The following is a 20,141-nucleotide window of genomic DNA, read 5'->3' as shown; positions in this document are numbered from 1 at the left end:
AATAAAAATATCTTAAAAAATGGTTGAATTATAGGTAGTATGTTTGTAAAGGGAATAATAATGTTTATGTAAAGACTCTTCGGAATGATCGTAATCGATCGGCGAAGTAATTGAGTGAATAGCAAAAATACAAAACAAAGAAGATGGGTAGGTGAAGAGGATGTTGGGATTAGTTATAAATAAGCCGGGGGAATTGGAATTGAAAGAGTTTCCCTCAACATTTTTATTAAAAGATGATGAAGTGAAAATAAAATTAATTTATGGTGGAATTTGTGGATCAGATCTAAGTGTATATAAAGGAAAGTTAGCACATGCTACTTACCCGATTTTCCCCGGTCATGAATTAATTGGTACGATTCTTGAAGTAGGAAAAGAAGTAAACTATGAAATTGGAAAAAGGGTTGTTATCATGCCTAATTCATTTTGTGGTGAATGCGAATTTTGCCGAAAAGGTAGAACAAATCTTTGCGAACATAAGCAATCATTGGGTGTTAATATGAATGGCGGTTTCTCCGAAGAATTTATAATTTCGGGAAAATACATTATCCCTATTCCGGAGGAACTTTCAAATGAACGAGCCGTATTGATCGAACCTTTTGCAGTAATTGTTCACGCATTAGAAAAAGTGGAAATTACAAAAGATACATCTGTAGCAATCATTGGTTGTGGAACAGAAGGCATGCTTGCCATGACGTTAGTAAATTATTTTGGAGCAAATATAACTGGTATCGATATACATCAAGAAAAGCTTGGAAAAGTGACAAGCTGTTATCCCCACACCCAAGCAAAGTTACCACAGGATGTAACAGGAGAACTGTTTGATGTCGTTATCGAAGCGGCTGGCGTCAGGTCTTCCTTTGAACAGGGTATCGAATTAGTAAAGCCGGGTGGGGCAATGATCTCAATTGGTATTACGCAAGAAGCTACAATACCGGTCATTCAAGTGGTCCGAAAAGAAATTACATTACTTGGTTCGATTATTTATAATTTACCGGGCGATTTCCTAAAGAGTATCGAATACTTATTGAAAGAGGATTTCTATGTAGATCATATCATTTCTAAAATCTATCATTTTACGGATTATGCAAAAGCTTATGAGGATGCCATTTCAGGTAATTATGGAAAAATTCTGTTGAATTTTAAGGAGGATGCTTAACCATGCAAGAATTAATTTCGCGTCAATTAGTAAAATACCTTGAAAATCGTGGGGTTGAACATATTTTCGGTCTTTGTGGTCATACGAATATCGCTGTTCTTTCCGAGTTGGAGAAAAGTTCTATTAAATTTGTCAACGTTCGCCATGAACAAGTCGCAGCGCATGCGGCTGATGGCTATGCTCGTGCTAAAAAACAAACGGCTGTTGTCCTAAGTCACGTTGGCCCGGGGTTGACGAATGCGGCGACGGGTGTTGCTAACGCGGCACTGGACTGTACACCGATGGTCGTTATCGCAGGAGATATTCCGAGTCATTACTACGGAAAACATCCGCACCAAGAAATAAACTTGCATGCGGATGCGACACAATATGAAATTTATCGTCCATTTGTCAAACGTGCTTGGCGTGTAGATAGCGACCACCTATTCCCAGAAATTTTGGAGAAGGCGTTTCAACTGGCTGAAAGTGGAACGCCAGGTCCTGTTCTTGTTTCTGTCCCGATGGATATCTTCTCCAAGGAGATTGACACGGCCTTGTTTGACAGACAAAAACACCATACAAAAACACTTCAAAAGCCATCGATTGATGAGGTAACGGCTGAAAAAATAATACGTACACTGTTGGATGCAAAAAATCCAGTTATCTATGCAGGCGGTGGGGTATTAATCGCAGATGCGGCGAAAGAACTTGCTGAATTCGTCAATCATTTTGATTTTCCAGTTGCGCATTCGTTGATGGGCAAAGGGGCAGTTGCGGATGATAATCCACTTGTCTTAGGGATGACGGGCTTCTGGGGAACTGAATTTATCAATCAAAAAACACGTGAAGCCGACTATATTTTGGGGCTTGGCACGCGTTTTGCAGAAGCAGACAGCAGCTCCTGGGAAAATGAATTTACATTTGATTTCCCAACGACGAAATTGATTCAGATTGATATTGAAGCCAGTGAAATTGGTCGCAACTATCCGGTTGAAATCGGTGCGGTCGCTGATTTAAAGCAAGCGCTTACTGTTTTGAATCGGGTAGCGAAGAGAATCGCTCCAGAAGGTCGTCAGAATGAAGAATTGAAGCAAGAAATTGCCACAAACAAAAAAGAATTTAAAGCAAGCAACAAACCATTTGTAGAGGACAACTGCTTCCCAATGCAGCCGCAGCGTATTCTCGCTGATGTGCGCGATGTCTTGCCACGCGATGCCTTCATTACAACGGATGTAGGCTGGAACAAAAATGGTGTCGGTCAACAATTCGATATTTTAGAGCCGGGGACGATTTTAACACCGGGTGGATTCGCAACGATGGGCTTTGGCGCACCTGCTGCCCTTGGTGTGAAAATTGCACAGCCAGATCGCGTAGTTGTTTCTCTTGTAGGGGATGGGGGCTTTGGTCAAAATCCCGCACTGCTTGCGACAGCGGCTGAAGAAAATATTCCGGTGATCTGGGTAGTTATGAATAACTCCGCGTACGGAACGATTGCGGGTCTGCAAAAAGCGCATTACGATACAACGCTGGGTACATTGTTCATGAAAGACGGCGAGTCGTACTCACCTGACTTCGCAGCGATTGCGCGCGCATACGGTATCGAGGGCATTAAAATCAAAAAAGCAGAGGAATTCAAGCCAGCGCTTGAACAGGCAATCGCCGCAAACAAACCGGTTGTGATCGATGTTGCCATGTTAAATAATCCAGTACCGACCGCAGGTCATTGGAATATCATGGACATTTATTCACCTGGGGAAAAAGTGCATCATGTAAGTGTAAATTAATAGTTAGGACTTCCTTATTGAAAGTGAAAAGCCGCCAATTTATTGTTAACAATAAATTGGCGGCTTTTTGATCAAAATAAAGTGATTAAATAGGCGACAGTAATGGCTAGAAGCATATAAAAAATAGCAAATGGTATATTCCATAATCCTAATCTATAAGGATTGACTTTAATGATATCAGCTAAAATTGATAAGGATAAGTTATATGGACTATACATAATTGTAGACATGCTGCATGCAATTAAGACAAGTGTTAACGAGATACTAGATACGGCAGGTAGTACGGGATGGAGTAGCTCCGCAAGTAAGGTAATTGAAACTAACGGATGGAATCCAATGAGTGCGGTAACAAAGAAAAAACATGCTATCATTAAATAGAACAACAATGTTTTTTCTGAAATTGCAATAAAGGCTGTTTGTAAAAAGTCTAGATGCCCTGAAAAGGATAACATCGCAACAAAGAAGCCCGCGCTTAAAAACATAAAAAAGTAATTAGATAAACCATTTGTCCGTTCTTTCCAATGCGGCAGAGTCACTTGTAAATATCTTTTCGGTCTACCGATTACACAGGCCCAGACTAGAGAAATGGGCAATGCCAACAGAATGATCGAAAACAAATAGCCTTTATTTAGTACCTGTTCTAGCGACGTGACCGATACAATAAAGATGATAAGTAAAATAATCATTTCCCGAACTTTTTTTCGAGCTTTAAATGATGATACTTGTTTTGTATTTGCGTTAACTTCCAACTCTTGTTTATATTTTTTAGATGCGAGAAGTAAATCTACAAGAACGGCTATTACGATGACTAATAGTAATATTGGTAAAATATACAGATAATTTGTATGAGTCATATCTAATGAGATACTTACCATAACCTCCATAGGGCTCCACATGAGACAGAATGCGTAGCTTCGTAATAGGCTTTGTGCTTTAAACTGGTCAATCGTTCGTTTAGGCAATTGCTTTAATGAGTTATCCAACGTATTGCTTATTAAGGGAATCGTGGCGATATTTAAAAATAATCCAAGAAGATGGGTGACAAAAAAACTACGTATATATAGTTTTTTAAGATTTGTTACACTTTGTTCCAAAAATAGACTTAAACTTTTATCATAACGACCGACGCGAATTAACGAATTGATAAAAGGAAGAAACAAAAATAAGGAAAGCATACCAAGCATAGTTTCAAAATTTAAAAACAGTTCACGCCAGGGTAACTTGCTTTGGTAAAATAAAAATACACCGATAAATAAAAAACAAAGGCCAGAGATTAAATATAGACCTCTGGCGTAAAAAACGGAAAGGATTAATGCAAGTGAAGCACATACACCAACCGAAAGAGAAAGTAGTGATGAATCAGTGAATCTAGAAATAATATAAAGGATAATCAGGGATGAGTAAATAAATACACGCATAGAAGAATACTATCCTCTCTTAGATAATTCAAATTAAGTTATTGAGCTATGCTCGAAGTAGAACAAATAGAAAGATGAGTATCCAATAAATATACTGATGAAAAGTTAAGAAAGGAATTGTCTTGGTCCTTAGCAATGAAATTTCGCAATAACTGTGGCTGTCATCTATTATGTTAAAAGTCACGCACGATTAGTTCTGGCTCGATAAGAATTCTTTCGGCTTTTAACCCACTGTTTGTTAGCCGTTTTTGAAGGAGCCTTGCAGCTTCTGCCCCTGTTAATCTGGCAAAGGAAGAAACGGTTGTTAAAGGAGGGTGTACAATTTCAGATTCAGGAACATTATCGAAACCTACTACTTCGATGTCCTCTCCAGGAGTTAAGCCTACTTGCCTTAAACCTAAAATAACTCCGAAGGCGACTAAATCACTAAAGCAAAAGATTGCAGTTGGCAGATTATCTCCCGAGCGCTTTATGAGTTCCTGAACAGCCTCCGCCCCTGCGTTTTTTGTGATGGGACCTGGAAGTACAAGTAAGTCGTCTACAATCAAACCATATTTACTATGAATCGCATGATACCCTTCCATTCTTTCTGTCCAAGTAAGGGATTCAGCCCGTCCACCTATAAAGGCAATTCGTTTATGTCCTTTGTCAATTAAATGAGTAACTGCCATTTCCGCGCCTAAAATATAATCGAAACCGACATAGTCGAAGTCGTTTTCTGGAAGTTCTCGAACGGCCAGTACTACGGGAATATCAAGTTTTTGTAGACGTTCAACTGTATCTTGTCCACTACCGGAAACAGGGACTAAGATTATTCCACCTACTCTATGTTCAAGCATTGTAGAGATGAGTTGTTCTTGTTTGGAAACCAAATCAAAAGTGGTTCCTAATAAACCAGTATATCCACCCATCTCCAGTTCTTCATTAATGCCTATCAGTAAGTCAGAGAAAAATGTGTTCGCAATATCTGTGATGATGATTCCTATGGTCGTTGAATGCTGTGAACGTAAATTTGCAGCAATACGATCATACACATAGCCCAATTCTTTCATGGAAGCAAGGACTTTTTCACGTGTAGCATTAGAAATTGCAGGACTATTGCGTACAATGAGTGAAGCTGTAGACCGTGAAACACCCGCGTGTTCCGCAACCTGTAGTAATGTAACTCGATTCTTTTTTGAGGGTTCTATTTTGATCACCTTCTAACAATTAATTTCCCCGTAAAATGGGTTTTGAAATTTCGGAAGTAGCTACTTTCGTGAATCGTAAAAAGCATTGTACTTTGTAGACACTTAAAAGTTTATCACTTTTTACTAGATCGATCTATTAAGAAAAATGATTATAATTATCAGAATAGCACATGTATACAGTTAAGTCTATCTCCGTGCTATTTGCACATATGTATTTCTTATTATAATAAGTAGACTTAGCTGAAGATAGGGAATCTTTTGATCTTGACTATACTCATTTTATTTCGTATGCTATTGTAAAAGTGGGCTAGCCAGTAGTCCGTCGTTAGGTAAAGCTTAAAAATTATTGAGAGAAATTTATACAAATTAGATCTTTAATCGTAGAAATGACTGAATTGAAAGAGAGGTTATTTAAATGACAGATTTATTGTTGCCTTCGAAAGTAATCATTTGTGAAGTGGGTCCGAGAGATGGGTTCCAAGCTGAAACAGTGTGGATTCCGACTGAACAGAAGATTCGTATCATAAAGGAGCTTGCGAAGACTGGTGTTCAATCAATGGAAATTACGTCTTTTGTTCACCCAAGAGCTATTCCACAGTTGAAAGATGCTGAAGAAGTTGTAAGAAATACGCAAGACTTAACAGGTATAAAGTTTCGCGCATTAGTACCAAATATTAGGGGTGCGGAACGAGCTATTGATGTAGGTATTACGAAGTTAAAACTCATGTTGTCTGCAACTGACTCTCACAGCATTTCAAATGCAAATAGGACAACTGAGGACGCATTGAACAAATTAGAACCGATCATTGATTTGGCAGAAAAAAGAGGCGTAGGTGTTGGTGGATCCATTGCAGTTGCTTTTGGTTGTCCATTTGAAGGGAAAGTTCCATTTAGTCGGATCGCTGAAATCGTTCAACGCTATAGTGAAATGGGAATTACTGAAGTATCGTTAGCTGATTCAAGTGGGAGGGCAAATCCCAATCAAGTTTATAGCATGCTTGGTGAGTTAAAAGACCGCTATTCGAAAATGACTTTCTCCATGCATTTGCATAATACCCGCGGGATGGCTTTGGCAAATGTTGTGGCTGCCTTGCAGCAAGGAATTACCCTCTTCGATAGTTCGATTGCTGGACTAGGAGGCTGCCCGTATGCACCAGGAGCTACGGGTAACATTGCCACGGAAGATCTTGTTCATGCCCTCTATGAAATGGGTATCGAGACGGGAATAGACGTTGATTCGGTTATAAATGTTGCAAAAGACGTGAAACAAAAACTTGGCCATGATGGAGGGAGTTATATGCTTCAAGCAGGACCGAATTCACAACTGCATATAAAAACAGAATCACAGGAGAAGTTAGGATAATTGAAAAAGTTGCGAAAAAAATGTTGTAAGGAGGACATAAGGATGCGAAAAACTCAAATTGGTAAAACAGGACTTCATGTAAATTCGATTGGGCTTGGGACAAATACTGTTGGTGGACATAATCTTTATCCGGATCTCGATGAAGATGCAGGAAAAGAGCTAATCAGAAAGGCGTTAAAAAGTGGCATCAATTTTTTAGATACGGCTTATATTTATGGACCCGAGCGCTCTGAACAATTAGTTGGGGAAGTGATCAAAGAAACGGGCATGCGAAATGAACTTATCTTAGCGACAAAGGGTGCCCATAAAATCACGGATACTGGAACTGTGTTTGACAATTCACCTGCATTTTTGCGACAATCGGTTGAAGGAAGTTTAAAGCGATTACAGACGGATTACATCGATTTATTCTATATTCATTTTCCCGATGAAAACACACCAAAAGATGAAGCGGTCGGTGCTTTGAAACGATTGAAGGAAGAGGGGAAAATCAGAGCGATTGGTGTATCTAATTTCTCCATCGGGCAATTAAAAGAAGCTAATAAAGATGGAAATGTGGATGTTTATCAAGGCGAGTACAACTTATTAAAAAGGGATGCCGAGAAGGAATTATTACCCTATGCAAAAGAACAGCACATTTCCTTTGTTCCCTTTTACCCATTAGCATCGGGCTTGTTAACTGGAAAATATCAAAGGGACATGGTCTTTAATGACTTTCGTGCAAGATTGCCACATATAAAGGGAGATGCATTTGTACAAAATCTAGAAAAGGTCGAACAATTACGTACGATTGTAAAGGAAAAGAAGGTGGACATGGCTCAAGTTGTTCTCGCGTGGTTGTTAACACGTGACTGTATTGATGTTATTATTCCTGGTGCAAAACAAGCGGATCAAATAGCGAATAACTTGAAAACATTGGACGTTCAGTTAACGGAAAAAGAGATCATTGAAATTGATCGGATTTTCTGTTGAAAAAAGTCGCCTGGCCGCTTACGTCCCCCTTCGTATCAGTAAAGAGATAAGTTGAACGAAAATCAATAAGTATATAACTTTCTGAATTCTTTTCGTTTAATGGTATTGTAAAAGTAATAAAAGTAAGTTAGAATTATCTACAAATTCCATTACGGGGTAATTAATTCTGCAAAATGGAACTTATCGATCTAGATGTGCCTAGCAAACTAGTAAGTTGTCTACTATTATTGGGTGGGTTGTATGTAATACTAACTTTTATTGATAAAGAACTAGCAATTCGATTAGTCAAATAAACGATGTGAGGAGAAGATAATATGAAAAAAATTCTAATGTTACATGGAATAAATCACAATATGTTCGGAAAAAGGGACCCCGAACAATATGGCACGGTTACGCTTGAAGAAATTAACGGGGGGCTGGATGCACTTGCCAAAAAGCTGGGCGTTGAGGTGGAGAGCTTCCAGACAAATCATGAAGGAGAAATGTGTGAAAGGATTCATCAGGCCTATCTCGAGAATAAGGATGCTGTTATTATTAATGCAGGTGCATGGACCCACTATAGTTATGGCTTGAGGGATGCTCTTGCAATTCTCGAGGTTCCAATTATTGAAATTCATATGTCTAATATTCATGCAAGAGAAGAGTTCAGGCACCATTCGGTTTTTGCGGAAATTGCTAAAGGCCAAATTTCTGGATTTGGGGTCGAAAGCTACCACCTTGGCTTGAGAGCAGCTGTAGCCGCCACTGAGTAAGTTGAGTAGAGGGACGTTTTTATGAAAAGCAAATTTCATTAACACATAAACAAAATTACTGAGTAGCTTTGTTTATTATGCTGCGATATACTTAATACGTGGGACTTGACGAAAGACTCGTAAAAGTTGTATTAAAATGAAGGGCGTTAATGACTTCAAGTAAAGTATTCATGGTAAATAGATTTTTTTATTTAATCAAGGCTATAGAGGCACCACTCCTACCTATTTGGTATGTTGTAGCAATTACAATTACCCGAATTATGGAGAGGTGCTTTGTTTTTTATCCATTGAAAATCTTTGCGGATATGGACTATGATGTATAAAATCCATTCAAATAGAAACTCTTTCGTTAAGCGAAATCACTATTTTATAAATTGTTAGTAGGGGGCATGTGCGTATGAGTTCAACAGAGCAGGACAAGGGTATTCGTTCTTTGCAAAGAGCTGTAGATATCTTACAATGTTTCACCATGGAAGAAGGGGAACTTTCACTCACTGAGATTTCAAAAAAAGTAAATCTTGCAAAATCAACAGTAATACGATTGCTATATACGCTAGAGATGAATAATTTTGTCGAGCGAGACCTTGTTACATTTAAATATAAACTAGGAAAACAACTGTACTTTATTGGTAATATTGCTGGACAATCGATTGAAATTCGATCAGCCGCAAAAGCAACAATGGAAAAACTTCGTGATCAAACAAAAGAAACAGTTAACCTTTATGTCTTGGATAAAGAAAGTAGGGTATGTATTCAACAATTTGAAAGTTTGCAATCCATCAGGCATATAGTGAAAATTGGAGAAAAACTCCCACTTACATTAGGCGCAACTGGAAAAGTGTTACTAGCGTATCAATCTGATGATGTTATAGATAAAGTTATAAATAGTGAGAATCCTAAAAAAAATAAATCGGATTTAATGAGGGAACTTAATCTCATTGTTGATGAGTGTTTCGCCCAGAGCATTGATGAAAGAGAAGTTGGATCATCGGCTATTGCGACACCAATATTTGATGTGAATGGCGATGTGATCGCCGCTTTATCATTGTCAGGACCCACTTCACGATTTAAAAAAGATGTGATTGAAGAATTAAGGGATTATTTAATGGATGCCGGTGTCGAAATTTCTGTTAATCTTGGATTTCAGAGTGATAGATAGAGAAAAATACAATTAAACCACAGTTGTTGCTTGGAGGTACTAAATTGTTGATTATGGGGGGGATTATTGGTGGACTTTCAACAGCTACATAACTTCCAGGTATTGGCGAAGATTAAAAATGTCACTAAAGCTGCAAAAGAGCTATCTCTTACACAATCAGCACTCAGCAAGTCGATTGCCCGATTAGAGGAAGATATAGGGGTTCCGTTGTTTGAACGGAATTCTCGCGGAGTGATTTTAAATCCATTCGGGATTGTTTTCCTGGAGTATGCAAATCGAGCCATACAGGAAATGATTAGTGCTAAGGCGAAGATTGGCGAAATGGTTGATCCATCACAAGGAATTATATCGTTTGGATTCATTCCATCATTGCGCCCGAGTTTTGTCCCCAATTTAATTCGCTTATTTTTAAATGAGACCCCAAGCGTTCGATTTCAATTGTCTCAAGGGGCGACTAGGAAAGTTATTCAACAATTAGAATCTGTGGAAGTCGATCTTGTATTTTGCTCGCCACAGGATGGTGTTGAAAACATCAGTACTTTTCCAATAATTAACGAAGAACTATTTTTGGTTGTTCCAAAAGGACACAGGTTAGCCAATCAAACGCAAGTTGATTTATGTGAAGTGGCCGATGAGCCATTTGTGCACTATCAATCAGATTTGCCTTTGCGTCACGTAATTGATGCGTTTTGCCAGGAAGCAGGATTCCTTCCCAAAGTGGCAATCGAAGGTTCAGAAGATGAGATCATTGGTGGACTTGTCGCAGCGAATTGTGGGGTTGCACTAATTCCATCTACCCCCGGTCTTGATATGACAAAAATTTCAATGATTCGTATTCGGGAACCGCAATGTAGAAGAGTTATTGAAATGGTATGGCGAACAAATGGATATATGTCGCCCGCAGTCGAACAGTTTAAGACTTTTGTAATGGAAAACATCCTATTAATAGAACTCACAAATGAATCGACGATGCCCTCGGAAGATTTAGAATTTTGAAAATAAATACTATCTTTATGGTATCAAACAATGAAAATCTAGGGAAGACATTGTCCCTGGATTTTTTGTTGTTCCATCAATTAAGTAATGGAATAAATGCTTTCATATATCCATTCGAGAGAAATTTGAATTGGGACGGTCATAAAGTTCCTATTTGTAGCTACAGACGATGGGTAGTCCGTTTGTTCATGGATCCAAGTATTTATATTCATTTTTCTTTCGCAAAAAACCAGGCTATACTTTAGTTGGTGGGAGTCGGAATATTTAAATTCATATAACTATAAGATGGATTGTGAGGGAATATTATGAAAAAAATAAAACGAAAAAATGCTGTAGAAATAGTAACTGCGGAAGAGGCTGTCAAGATAATCCCTTCAGAAGCTACTGTGGCATTCCTTGGAGCGGGTGGAGGAATAACTGAACCGACCGTTGTTATTGAGGCATTGGCCAAGCGGTTTCGGGAGACGAAGGAGCCAAGGGATTTAACGTTTTATTACTCTACGGGGCTTGGAGATCGTGCTGAGCGCGGGTTGTCTCCCCTTGCACAACCAGGGTTGTGTAAAAGAGCAATAGGCGGACACTGGGATCAATCACCTCGGCTTGCTGAAATGGTAAGTAGAAATGAGATTGAGGGATACAATTTTCCGATGGGTGTCATGAGTCAGTTACTACGGGCTGCCGCGGCAGGACAGCCCGGTATTCTTACCCATGTTGGGCTTGGTACATTTATCGATCCGCGACAAACGGGCGGAAGATTGAATGAACGTACGAAGGAAGAATTAGTACAGTTGATGGAAATAGGCGGTCGTGAATGGTTGTTCTACCCGGTTATTTTACCCGATGTGGCACTTATTCGTGGGACTACAGCAGATACCGATGGATACATTACGATGGAAGACGAGATTACTTATTTGGATGTGTTGCCTATGGCTCAAGCCGTTAAAAATAATGGTGGAATCGTCATTGCGCAAGTACAACGTTTAGCCAAAGCAGGTACGCTCCATCCAAAAGATGTTAAAGTACCCGGTTATCTTGTGGATGCACTAGTGGTAGTCCCCGATCAACCACAGCTCTACTCGGGGACAGTTAATCGTTTCATGTCTGGGGATTTTGTTGCGGAAATGGGCGAAATCGCGATTCCACCTCTCGACGAGCGTAAGGTTATTGCGCGTCGGGCCTTGTTTGAAGTGACACCAGGCGATGTGGGAAATGTGGGCGTTGGGATTTCAGATGGAATTGGAGTAATTGCTCAAGAAGAAGGGGTTGGCGATGAGTTTACGCTGACGGTTGAGACAGGACCGATCGGTGGGGTGACTGCTCAAGGAATCTTTTTTGGTGCTAGCGTAAATAATCGAGCTGTTATCGATATGCCTGCACAGTTTGATTTTTATGATGGCGGTGGACTGGATATATGTTTTCTAAGTTTTGCTGAGGTAGATCAGTCTGGCAATGTGAATGTGTCCCGATTTAACGGGAAAATCGTTGGGACAGGTGGTTTTATCAATATCACATCAAATAGTAAGAAGGTTATCTTCAGTGGCACGCTAACAGCTGGAGGCCTAAAAACAGAAATTGAAAACGGTAGCGTACAAATTGAGCAAGAAGGTCGTTTCAAGAAATTTGTTCCACAAGTGGATGAGATCACTTTTAATGGGAAACAAGCTGTCGAGGAAGGAAAAGAAGTCCTCTATATTACGGAACGTGCAGTATTCCGTCTAACATCACAAGGGCTTGAATTATGTGAAATTGCTTCTGGAATCGATATGGAACGTGATATTTTTGCGCATATGGGCTTCAAACCACTCATTGCTAAAGATCTGAAGGAAATGGATCGGCGGCTGTTTTTGCCTGAACCGATGGGTATTCAACAGGAATGGTTGGAAAAATATCAATATTAAAATTCTAGATACACTTGCAAGAAAATCACAAATTTAAGGAGGAACATAACATGACAAACAAAATGCCGTTTAATGTAGGAGATTCAATTTCTTATACGAAAACAATCAGTGAGTCCGATGTCTATTTGTTCGCAGGAATTACAGGAGATTTTAGTCAAATGCATATGAATGAGGAATTTATGAAGACGACACCATACAAAACAAGAATCGCTCACGGGGTACTGTCGTTTGCATTAGGTTCTACGGCGTCCACACTTATACAGGTTCAAGCCCGATCCGCAATGCCTAGTGTTTCCTATGGTTATGATCGCCTTCGTTTCACGAATCCAGTCTATTTTGGTGACACACTGACAGCAACATACACAATTGTAGAAGTTGATGAGGAAGATTTAAAATCTTATGGAAAAGTAGAAGTTTACAATCAAAAAGATGAACTTTGCGTAGTTGCTCAGCATATTTTGAAATTCTTTCCGATTGAACAATAAAAATGTAATAAGAGTGGGATAACGGATGAAATTTCGTTCATTATTCATGTTCTTTATCGTTTTCGTTAAAAATAGCTCGATGGACTAAAAAAATCCTTACGTTCAATTGAACTATTGAGGTTATAAGGCCCTAAACATGACATGAGGTGAAGTTAAGCGATGAAAATTTGCATATTAGGTGCCGGTGCATTGGGGAGTGCAATTGGTGGGACACTAGCTGAGGCAGGCTCGGAAGTTTATTTAATAAATCGACGGGAAGAATACGTCAATAACATTAACACAAAAGGCTTAGTGCTAAGAAATGGAACGACGGATAGAACGGTAAAGGTACAAGCAAGAACTGATTGCACAGGGATTGGACCGGTAGACTTAATCATTGTTTTGGTTAAATCCTTTCATACAAAAGAAGCAATTGCTAATGCTGGCGAGCTCATTGGCGATCAGACGATCATTATGTCCTTGCAGAATGGTCTTGGTAATGAGGAAGCCCTTGCTGAAGTTGTTGGAAAAGAGCATTTGCTGGGTGGGAAGACGTATGTTGGTGGTGTAATGTTAAGTCCTGGACATGTGCTTGCTGGTACTAAGAACAAATATACGTATATTGGAGAATTAGACGGTGTGATCTCTGACAGGGTGACTCGTGTAGCTGACGTATTTTCAAAAGCTGGATTGTCGACGGTTGTAAGCCACAATATCATCGGGGTCATATGGGATAAGTTATTGATCAACGTTGCTACAGGCGCATTGTCGGGAATCACGAGATTACCTTATGGCGGTTTGTACAATGTGCCAGAAATTAGAGATTGTGCATTTGAAGCGATACTAGAAGGAATTGCTGTTGCAAAAGCCAACGGCGTAGTCTTGGTTACGGAGGATCCTGAGGAAATATGGTTGAAAGCTGCCGAAGGGCTACCCGCGGAATTCAAGACTTCGATATTACAAAGTTTAGAAAAAGGGTCGATAACTGAAATCGATGATATTAACGGAACCATCGTGAGGTGGGGAGAAAAATATAATATTTCAACCCCCGTGAATAGGTTATTAGTAGCTGGCATTAAGGGAATTGAATACAGGATCAAAAATTATGGAGAAAAGGCATGATACTAGTCCTTGTGGGCAATGTAATTTGATAAAAAGGTGGGTGGCGTTTTGGCGTTTCAAAATAAATCGTATGTAGAGCATATGGCGATTCGAGTGAAAGATATCCAATGGTATATTCGTTTCTTTGAGGACGCATTTGGTATATCGGTCTGCACTATCGATGGTGCTACTGAAAACCCAAACCAAGTATGGTTGTCGGGCGGTATCCAGTTGATCTCGGATCCTAGCTTTGAAGGAGCAAAAGGACGTATGGATCATATTGCCATCGTGACCGAGGACTTGGAATTAGCACTTCAACAGATACATACTTGGGAAGTTACGGAGGCGTCAAAGGGAAGGAATTGGATTGAGTTACCCGATGGACTCCTTCTTGAGTTGATTCAATCAAAAGGTAATGCTGTTGAAAAATGGCTGAATGTTGAAGTTAGTTATATGTAGTAGTGATGGCTATCATAATCTCACACACTAGGATAATAAATACTAGGGGCTGTCTAAAAAGTCGGTGAAAACTGATTTCCTGGACAGCCCTTCTGTGTACAAAATATTGAATAATTGGCGCCGAAAGAATGATGGATACTATCTGAAAACTGAATGAACAGCGAAATTTATAATATTGTGAACTAGTGATTTTATTAAGCGATAAACTTTCTGATATAGATACTGACAATTTCGAAAGTATGTGTTATCCTAATAACGAAGTTTCATTTAATGGGTTGTTGTTCCGTCTGACGGAATTAGTTGTGATTTGTAATCGCATACATCTCTAATTTGTAAAACAGGGGACTTGAAAAACGATTAAGGGAGGGTTTTAGATAAAAAAGCAGTGACTCGAATACTATAATAGAATAGTCATGAAATGCAGTTAATTAAATTATTGCTATTCAAATGTTGTAGTGTAATAAACATGGCAATTAATTAGTACTTTATACCTTATAGAATATACTAGTAATAAGCGGCGTATCCACTACTATTTTATCAAGAGAGGAGGCCGAGAATATAGAAAGGGGGATCAGTAATAATGGTCAATTCTTTAACAAAGAAGTTAATGCTAGGGTTTCTTTCAATTATGTTATTTTTAGTCTTTGTAGGGGGACTGGGATTTTACTCCGTAGCGGAAATAAATAAAGAATACTCGTACTTACTTGACGACAGGGTAAGAAACGTGAATCTTGTCGATGAGTTAATTAGTATACAGAAAGATGTCACTGCTGATTTACATAATTATTTACTCCTAAAGAATAATACATTTGTAAATCAAATGGTGATAGATAACGAGCACTTTTATGAAACCTATGAAGAATTGAAAAGTACTATTAAAAAGGAGCAAGATTTATACCTGCTTGAGGAGATCCTAGATGGGAATCGTCGTTATGATGAGTTTGCACAAAAGGTGATCGAGGGGTTTATTAAAATGGATCAGGATCAAATTTCAAAGAATACCCGCTTTGCAAATGGTGAATTTGTAGTTTTCTCGAATATCGCAGAACAATTAAAAGAGAGCCAAAACTTGGAGATGAGTAGTACGAGAGATGGCTTAAATAATTTAGCGAAAACAACCAATATAATGATCGTCGGTCTAAGCGTTATTGCTCTAATCATAAGTGGTCTCATCGCTTACTATATAAGTCGGAGTATTACACGTCCTGTAAGATTGATGACAAGTTCCCTTGAACACGTTGCAGATGGTGATTTACAAATTGAAAAACTGAAGATTAAAAATCGAGATGAAATCGGAATAATGGCCAACGCATTTAATAAAATGACCGATGATTTACGGTTCGTTGTAAGTAGTATGAGTAAATCAGCAGTTCAACTAGCAGCTCAATCTGAGGAACTATCGGCGAGTTCGGAGCAAAGTACCGCATCTTCACAAATGGTAGCAAGTTCTGCCGAAGAAAATATGAGAGTGAGCGAAGAACAGCTTGAAATTGTTAAGAAAACCGTCCTCTCAATGGAAGAAATGACGTCAGGAGTGCAACGGATTTCTGAAAGTAATGAAAATATGCTACTTATGGTCCGATCTGTAGGGTCACTTGTCAAAGAAGGGTCATTAGCCTTCGATGATGTATCGATCCAAATGAATGACATTCGTTCTTCAATTCAAGAAACTGCTACAGTTATGGAAATCCTGGAACAAAACTCTGGTAATATTCAAAAGGTTACAGCCATCATAACTGCAATTTCTGAACAAACAAATTTACTTGCGTTAAATGCGGCTATCGAAGCTGCCCGAGCTGGACAGCATGGGAAAGGTTTCGCTGTTGTCGCAGAGGAAGTACGTAAACTTGCAGAGCAATCCAAAGAATCAGCTTTGGAAATTGAAAATATGATCAAATTTATTCAATCTGACTCAGTAAGAGCTACCGCATCGATTGGAAAAGGGAGTGAAAAGGTCGACCAAGGGTTAGTAACTTTAGAGACATCTTTAAAAATATTTGAGCAAATTGAAATGGCGGCTCAAGACGTCAGTGGCAGTGTACAAACTGTTTCTTTTGCCATCAGAGAGATTCAGACAACGACGGATGAAGTTATAAGTGGGGCATTGCAGATGAAAGTACTAGCTGAAACCGCTGCCGCAAGTGCTCACGACTCGAGTGCCGCGACAGAGGAACAACTAGCTATGATTGAAGAAGTCTCTGCAAGCACCTTGTCTTTAGCGTCACTTGCAGGAGATCTTCAGTTTGAAGTAAGTAAATTTAAAGTGTGATAGGAATAGAATGTGTGAGATGAGCTTTTTGAATTGTACTGAAAAACATCCAACTCCCCAATTTGAACTGAGCCCCATTTAATGGACAGTTTAAAAAAACGACGTTTTATTCTATGCAGCTAAGAGGTGACTTCGGTATTGTTCGAGGACACTGAAAAAGTCCAAATGGATAACAAAAGCGATTGTGAGAACGGATTTCCGTTTCCACAATCGCTTTTTCTTTCATTTCTCTCATTATAGTATAATAAGAAAAACTTACTAGAGGCGGTGTGACCATGATTTCCAAACAAGAAACATTAAATTTAAGTCCATATATGGCATTGTATGAATTAATCATTCCGAAAGAAAATATGCTTCGCCAAATCAATGAACTCGTTGATTTTTCATTTATTTTAGACGAACTAAAATCAAAATATTGTTTGGATAATGGTCGAAATGCGATTCCACCAATTCGAATGTTTAAATATTTACTGTTAAAAGCGATTCATGACTTATCAGATGCCGATCTTGTGGAGCGTTCAAAATACGATATGTCCTTCAAATATTTTTTAGATATGACACCTGAAGAGAATGTCATCGATTCAAGCTCTCTTACAAAATTCCGCCGTCTTCGCCTACAGGACATGAATTTATTAGACTTACTCATTGGCAAGACGGTTGAAATTGCGTTAGAGAAAGGTCTTATCACGAGTAAAACGATTATCGTCGATGCGACACATACAAAAGCCCGTTATAATCAAAAATCACCGAAAGAATTTTTACAAAAAAAATCGAAAAATGTACGAAAAGCGGTCTATCAACTGGATGAAAATATGAAAGGGAGATTTCCAATAAAACCAACCTCTAATGAGGTAAGTGAAGAATTAAACTACTGCCGTCAGGTCGTTCAAGTGGTAGAAACACAATCAAAAGTAGCACAACTACCAGCTGTGAAAGAAAAGTTAAATGTATTGAAAGAACTGATAGACGATTATAATGTCCAAATGAGCTATTCAAGTGATCCGGACGCACGTGTTGGACATAAATCAGTGGATTCATCTTTCTTTGGATTCAAAACACATATTGCGATGAGTGATGAACGTATTATTACAGCTGCGATTGTGACAACGGGTGAAAAAAGTGATGGACATTATCTTAAAGAATTAGTAAAGAAAAGTAAAGAAACGGGCATGGAAGTTGGTACTGTCATTGGAGATACCGCTTATTCTGGGAAAGAAAATTTACAATATGCTCAAGCAGAAGAGTTTCAATTGGTTTCGAAATTAAACCCAAACATTACCGGAGAGACTTCACATCGAAAAGTAGTCTTTGAATTTAATAAAGATGCAGGCATGTATGTATGTCCAGCAGGTCACATGGCTATTCGAAAAGCACGAACTGGAAAGAAAAATCAAGCAGCTAATCAGGCAGAAACATACTCATTTGATATAGAAAAATGTAAGGTATGCCCGATGCGTGAAGGGTGCTATAAAGAAGGAGCAAAAAGTAAAACATACTCTATCAGAGTTAAATCTACGGAACATAAGGAGCAAATTCATCTTCAAGAAACGGACGAATTCAAGACCCTTTCGAAAAAACGTTATAAAATTGAAGCGAAAAATAGCGAAATTAAAAACCCACATGGTTATAAAACAGCAAAATCAGTGGGTCTATTTGGTATGGAAATACAAGGTGCAACAGCGATATTTGCGGTGAATCTCAAACGGATATTAAAACTTCTAAACGAGTAAAAGTAAGAAATAGACAAGGAAAGAAGGCACATTCTCTTCAAAATCGAACGGAATGTGTCTTCTTTTTGTCTAGAAAACCAAGAGTCATAAAAAAACGTAAGTTTTTCAGTGTCCTCATATTGTTCCGGAGTCATCTTTTTTAAATCCCATTGCTTATGTGTACAGTTGTAGTGTTCCATGTATTCATCTACCATTATTTTCAACTCTAAAAGATTGGATGCTTCCTTGTAGTCTACATCATCTTTAAAATGACTGAAAAATGATTCGATAGGTGCGTTATCCAGACAATTGCCCCTTCGGGACATCGACTGTGTAAACTGCATCTCTTTTACATGTCTCTGGTATTCTGGGTGCGTATAATGAAAACCTTGATCAGAGTGAATCATCGCCTCTGGGTGTACGTTACCTGCTAATGCATCGTTAAGTTTCCTTAAGGTTCGATAGACAATTCCCATACTTAAGCTGACTGAAAGATCATGCGCGACAATTTCCCGGCTTGCCACATCCTTCACGCAGGAAAGATATGCAGTTTGTCCAGTTTTCATTTGAAGATAAGTGATGTCGGTTACAAAAACTTTGCCGGGCTCATCTTGAGTGAATTGCCGATTCAAGAGGTTTGGCACCGTACGGTGTGCTTGGGTAGCCTTAGCTATATTTTTATAAGGATTCTTTCTTCGAATTTTGGCGAAGAGATTAAATTTACGCATTAAACGAAGAATCTTTTTATGATTCATGGGGGTCTCCAGTAATTCCTCTAATGCCATATAGAAGCCCCGATAGCCGATTTTCCCCTTGTATGCATCATAAATACATTTAAGTAACAGGTAGTCTTGATAGTCATTTTCCTCGCGAATGGCATGACTCTCCGATTTTTCGAGCCATGCATAGTAACCACTTCGATGTACTTTTGCGACTCTGCACAGGTGAGCTGTGAATCTCTTTAATTGAAACTTACGAATCACTTCATTGATCACCTGATATTTTTCACTTGATGTTAGTATTATTTCTTCGCCTGCCTCTCTAGTTCCTCTAGCTTTTTTAACAGCTCGACCTCAGCTTCAAGATATTTAATACGTGCTTCAGCTTTTTCAAGTTTCTTCTCAGGAGATAATCCTTTAGTTGATGGACGTCCAGTACTTCCTTTTCCACGACGCTCCTCAAAAAATCCTACTTCGCCGTGGAGCTGATAGGTTCTTCTCCAACGACTAAGTGATTCTTTAGCTTTCTTCGTACCAATCATTTCTATGTCAAATCCATTTTCAATAAAAATTTGTGAAGGACCTTTACCGCTTTGATTCTCTTTGACAGCTAATAATTTAAATTCAGGATTGTATTGGATAGAGCGATCTGAAACTGAGTTCACATATGGATTAGCTTCTAATATTCTACGTTGGTGTTCATTGAAAATTATTTTACTCATTGAAAACACTCCTGTCAGGATAGTTATTTTA

The 20,141-nt window shown here is 38.8% G+C and carries 15 protein-coding genes and 1 pseudogene; 13 read left to right on the top strand and 3 right to left on the bottom strand.

What is annotated here, in order from left to right; genetic code table 11:
- The first annotated feature begins 160 nt into the window (after positions 1–160).
- The gene (locus MKZ10_RS11835; protein WP_342505155.1) at positions 161–1,156 is read left to right on the top strand and encodes an alcohol dehydrogenase catalytic domain-containing protein; all 996 of its coding nucleotides are present in this window, start codon (positions 161–163) and stop codon (positions 1,154–1,156) included.
- Positions 1,157–1,158: 2 nt separating this feature from the next.
- Positions 1,159–2,919, top strand: a complete 1,761-nt coding sequence (locus tag MKZ10_RS11830; protein ID WP_342505154.1) for a thiamine pyrophosphate-binding protein — start codon at positions 1,159–1,161, stop codon at positions 2,917–2,919.
- A gap of 71 nt (positions 2,920–2,990) precedes the next feature.
- Here MKZ10_RS11830 and MKZ10_RS11825 read toward each other — a convergent pair whose 3' ends face one another.
- Complete coding sequence (locus tag MKZ10_RS11825; protein WP_342505153.1) at positions 2,991–4,337, bottom strand: hypothetical protein; 1,347 nt, start codon at positions 4,335–4,337, stop codon at positions 2,991–2,993.
- A gap of 173 nt (positions 4,338–4,510) precedes the next feature.
- On the bottom strand, positions 4,511–5,527 hold the full coding sequence (locus MKZ10_RS11820) for a substrate-binding domain-containing protein (RefSeq protein WP_342510175.1): 1,017 nt from the start codon (positions 5,525–5,527) through the stop codon (positions 4,511–4,513).
- 415 nt (positions 5,528–5,942) lie between these two features.
- Here MKZ10_RS11820 and MKZ10_RS11815 point away from each other — a divergent pair, with 415 nt between their 5' ends.
- The 11 genes from MKZ10_RS11815 to MKZ10_RS11765 all read left to right on the top strand — a co-directional run bounded on the left by MKZ10_RS11815 (position 5,943) and on the right by MKZ10_RS11765 (position 18,690).
- Entirely contained in the window at positions 5,943–6,890 is a 948-nt protein-coding gene (locus tag MKZ10_RS11815; RefSeq protein ID WP_342505152.1) for a hydroxymethylglutaryl-CoA lyase, read from the top strand.
- Positions 6,891–6,932: 42 nt separating this feature from the next.
- A complete protein-coding gene (locus MKZ10_RS11810) occupies positions 6,933–7,862 on the top strand; it encodes an aldo/keto reductase (protein ID WP_342505151.1) in 930 nt (309 codons plus the stop codon).
- A gap of 314 nt (positions 7,863–8,176) precedes the next feature.
- A complete protein-coding gene (aroQ, locus tag MKZ10_RS11805; RefSeq protein WP_342505150.1) occupies positions 8,177–8,614 on the top strand; it encodes a type II 3-dehydroquinate dehydratase in 438 nt (145 codons plus the stop codon).
- A 397-nt stretch (positions 8,615–9,011) separates the two neighbouring features.
- Positions 9,012–9,773 carry an IclR family transcriptional regulator gene (locus MKZ10_RS11800; RefSeq protein ID WP_342505149.1) on the top strand — a complete coding sequence of 254 codons (762 nt, stop codon included), beginning with the start codon at positions 9,012–9,014 and terminating at the stop codon, positions 9,771–9,773.
- Positions 9,774–9,842: 69 nt separating this feature from the next.
- Positions 9,843–10,769 (top strand): LysR family transcriptional regulator, encoded by a 927-nt coding sequence (locus tag MKZ10_RS11795; protein WP_342505148.1) that lies wholly within the window; start codon positions 9,843–9,845, stop codon positions 10,767–10,769.
- 305 nt (positions 10,770–11,074) lie between these two features.
- Positions 11,075–12,667 (top strand): acyl CoA:acetate/3-ketoacid CoA transferase, encoded by a 1,593-nt coding sequence (locus tag MKZ10_RS11790; protein WP_342505147.1) that lies wholly within the window; start codon positions 11,075–11,077, stop codon positions 12,665–12,667.
- 50 nt (positions 12,668–12,717) lie between these two features.
- The gene (locus tag MKZ10_RS11785; RefSeq protein WP_342505146.1) at positions 12,718–13,152 is read left to right on the top strand and encodes a MaoC family dehydratase; all 435 of its coding nucleotides are present in this window, start codon (positions 12,718–12,720) and stop codon (positions 13,150–13,152) included.
- 159 nt (positions 13,153–13,311) lie between these two features.
- Positions 13,312–14,253 (top strand): ketopantoate reductase family protein, encoded by a 942-nt coding sequence (locus MKZ10_RS11780; protein WP_342505145.1) that lies wholly within the window; start codon positions 13,312–13,314, stop codon positions 14,251–14,253.
- Between the two features lie 48 nt (positions 14,254–14,301).
- The gene (locus tag MKZ10_RS11775; RefSeq protein ID WP_342505144.1) at positions 14,302–14,691 is read left to right on the top strand and encodes a VOC family protein; all 390 of its coding nucleotides are present in this window, start codon (positions 14,302–14,304) and stop codon (positions 14,689–14,691) included.
- Positions 14,692–15,271: 580 nt separating this feature from the next.
- Entirely contained in the window at positions 15,272–16,960 is a 1,689-nt protein-coding gene (locus MKZ10_RS11770; RefSeq protein WP_342505143.1) for a methyl-accepting chemotaxis protein, read from the top strand.
- 275 nt (positions 16,961–17,235) lie between these two features.
- Positions 17,236–18,690 (top strand): IS1182 family transposase, encoded by a 1,455-nt coding sequence (locus tag MKZ10_RS11765; RefSeq protein WP_342505142.1) that lies wholly within the window; start codon positions 17,236–17,238, stop codon positions 18,688–18,690.
- 125 nt (positions 18,691–18,815) lie between these two features.
- Here the strand turns inward: MKZ10_RS11765 and MKZ10_RS11760 are convergent.
- Positions 18,816–20,110 (bottom strand): annotated as a pseudogene (locus MKZ10_RS11760) (IS3 family transposase); the annotation flags it as partial.
- Positions 20,111–20,141: the final 31 nt, after the last annotated feature.

The sequence above is a fragment of the Sporosarcina sp. FSL K6-2383 genome (genome assembly GCF_038618305.1).
GTDB lineage: Bacteria > Bacillota > Bacilli > Bacillales_A > Planococcaceae > Sporosarcina.
The sequence above is the reverse complement of the archived record's forward strand: the minus strand, read 5'-3'. Positions and strand labels throughout refer to the sequence as shown.

Bases quoted from the DNA above. Each gene is read 5' to 3' on its own strand.
- MKZ10_RS11835 (WP_342505155.1), top strand. From the start codon at position 161: ATGTTGGGATTAGTTATAAATAAGCCGGGGGAATTGGAATTGAAAGAG.
- MKZ10_RS11830 (WP_342505154.1), top strand. From the start codon at position 1,159: ATGCAAGAATTAATTTCGCGTCAATTAGTAAAATACCTTGAAAATCGT.
- MKZ10_RS11825 (WP_342505153.1), bottom strand. From the start codon at position 4,337: ATGCGTGTATTTATTTACTCATCCCTGATTATCCTTTATATTATTTCT.
- MKZ10_RS11815 (WP_342505152.1), top strand. From the start codon at position 5,943: ATGACAGATTTATTGTTGCCTTCGAAAGTAATCATTTGTGAAGTGGGT.
- MKZ10_RS11810 (WP_342505151.1), top strand. From the start codon at position 6,933: ATGCGAAAAACTCAAATTGGTAAAACAGGACTTCATGTAAATTCGATT.
- aroQ (WP_342505150.1), top strand. From the start codon at position 8,177: ATGAAAAAAATTCTAATGTTACATGGAATAAATCACAATATGTTCGGA.
- MKZ10_RS11800 (WP_342505149.1), top strand. From the start codon at position 9,012: ATGAGTTCAACAGAGCAGGACAAGGGTATTCGTTCTTTGCAAAGAGCT.
- MKZ10_RS11790 (WP_342505147.1), top strand. From the start codon at position 11,075: ATGAAAAAAATAAAACGAAAAAATGCTGTAGAAATAGTAACTGCGGAA.
- MKZ10_RS11785 (WP_342505146.1), top strand. From the start codon at position 12,718: ATGACAAACAAAATGCCGTTTAATGTAGGAGATTCAATTTCTTATACG.
- MKZ10_RS11780 (WP_342505145.1), top strand. From the start codon at position 13,312: ATGAAAATTTGCATATTAGGTGCCGGTGCATTGGGGAGTGCAATTGGT.
- MKZ10_RS11770 (WP_342505143.1), top strand. From the start codon at position 15,272: ATGGTCAATTCTTTAACAAAGAAGTTAATGCTAGGGTTTCTTTCAATT.
- MKZ10_RS11765 (WP_342505142.1), top strand. From the start codon at position 17,236: ATGATTTCCAAACAAGAAACATTAAATTTAAGTCCATATATGGCATTG.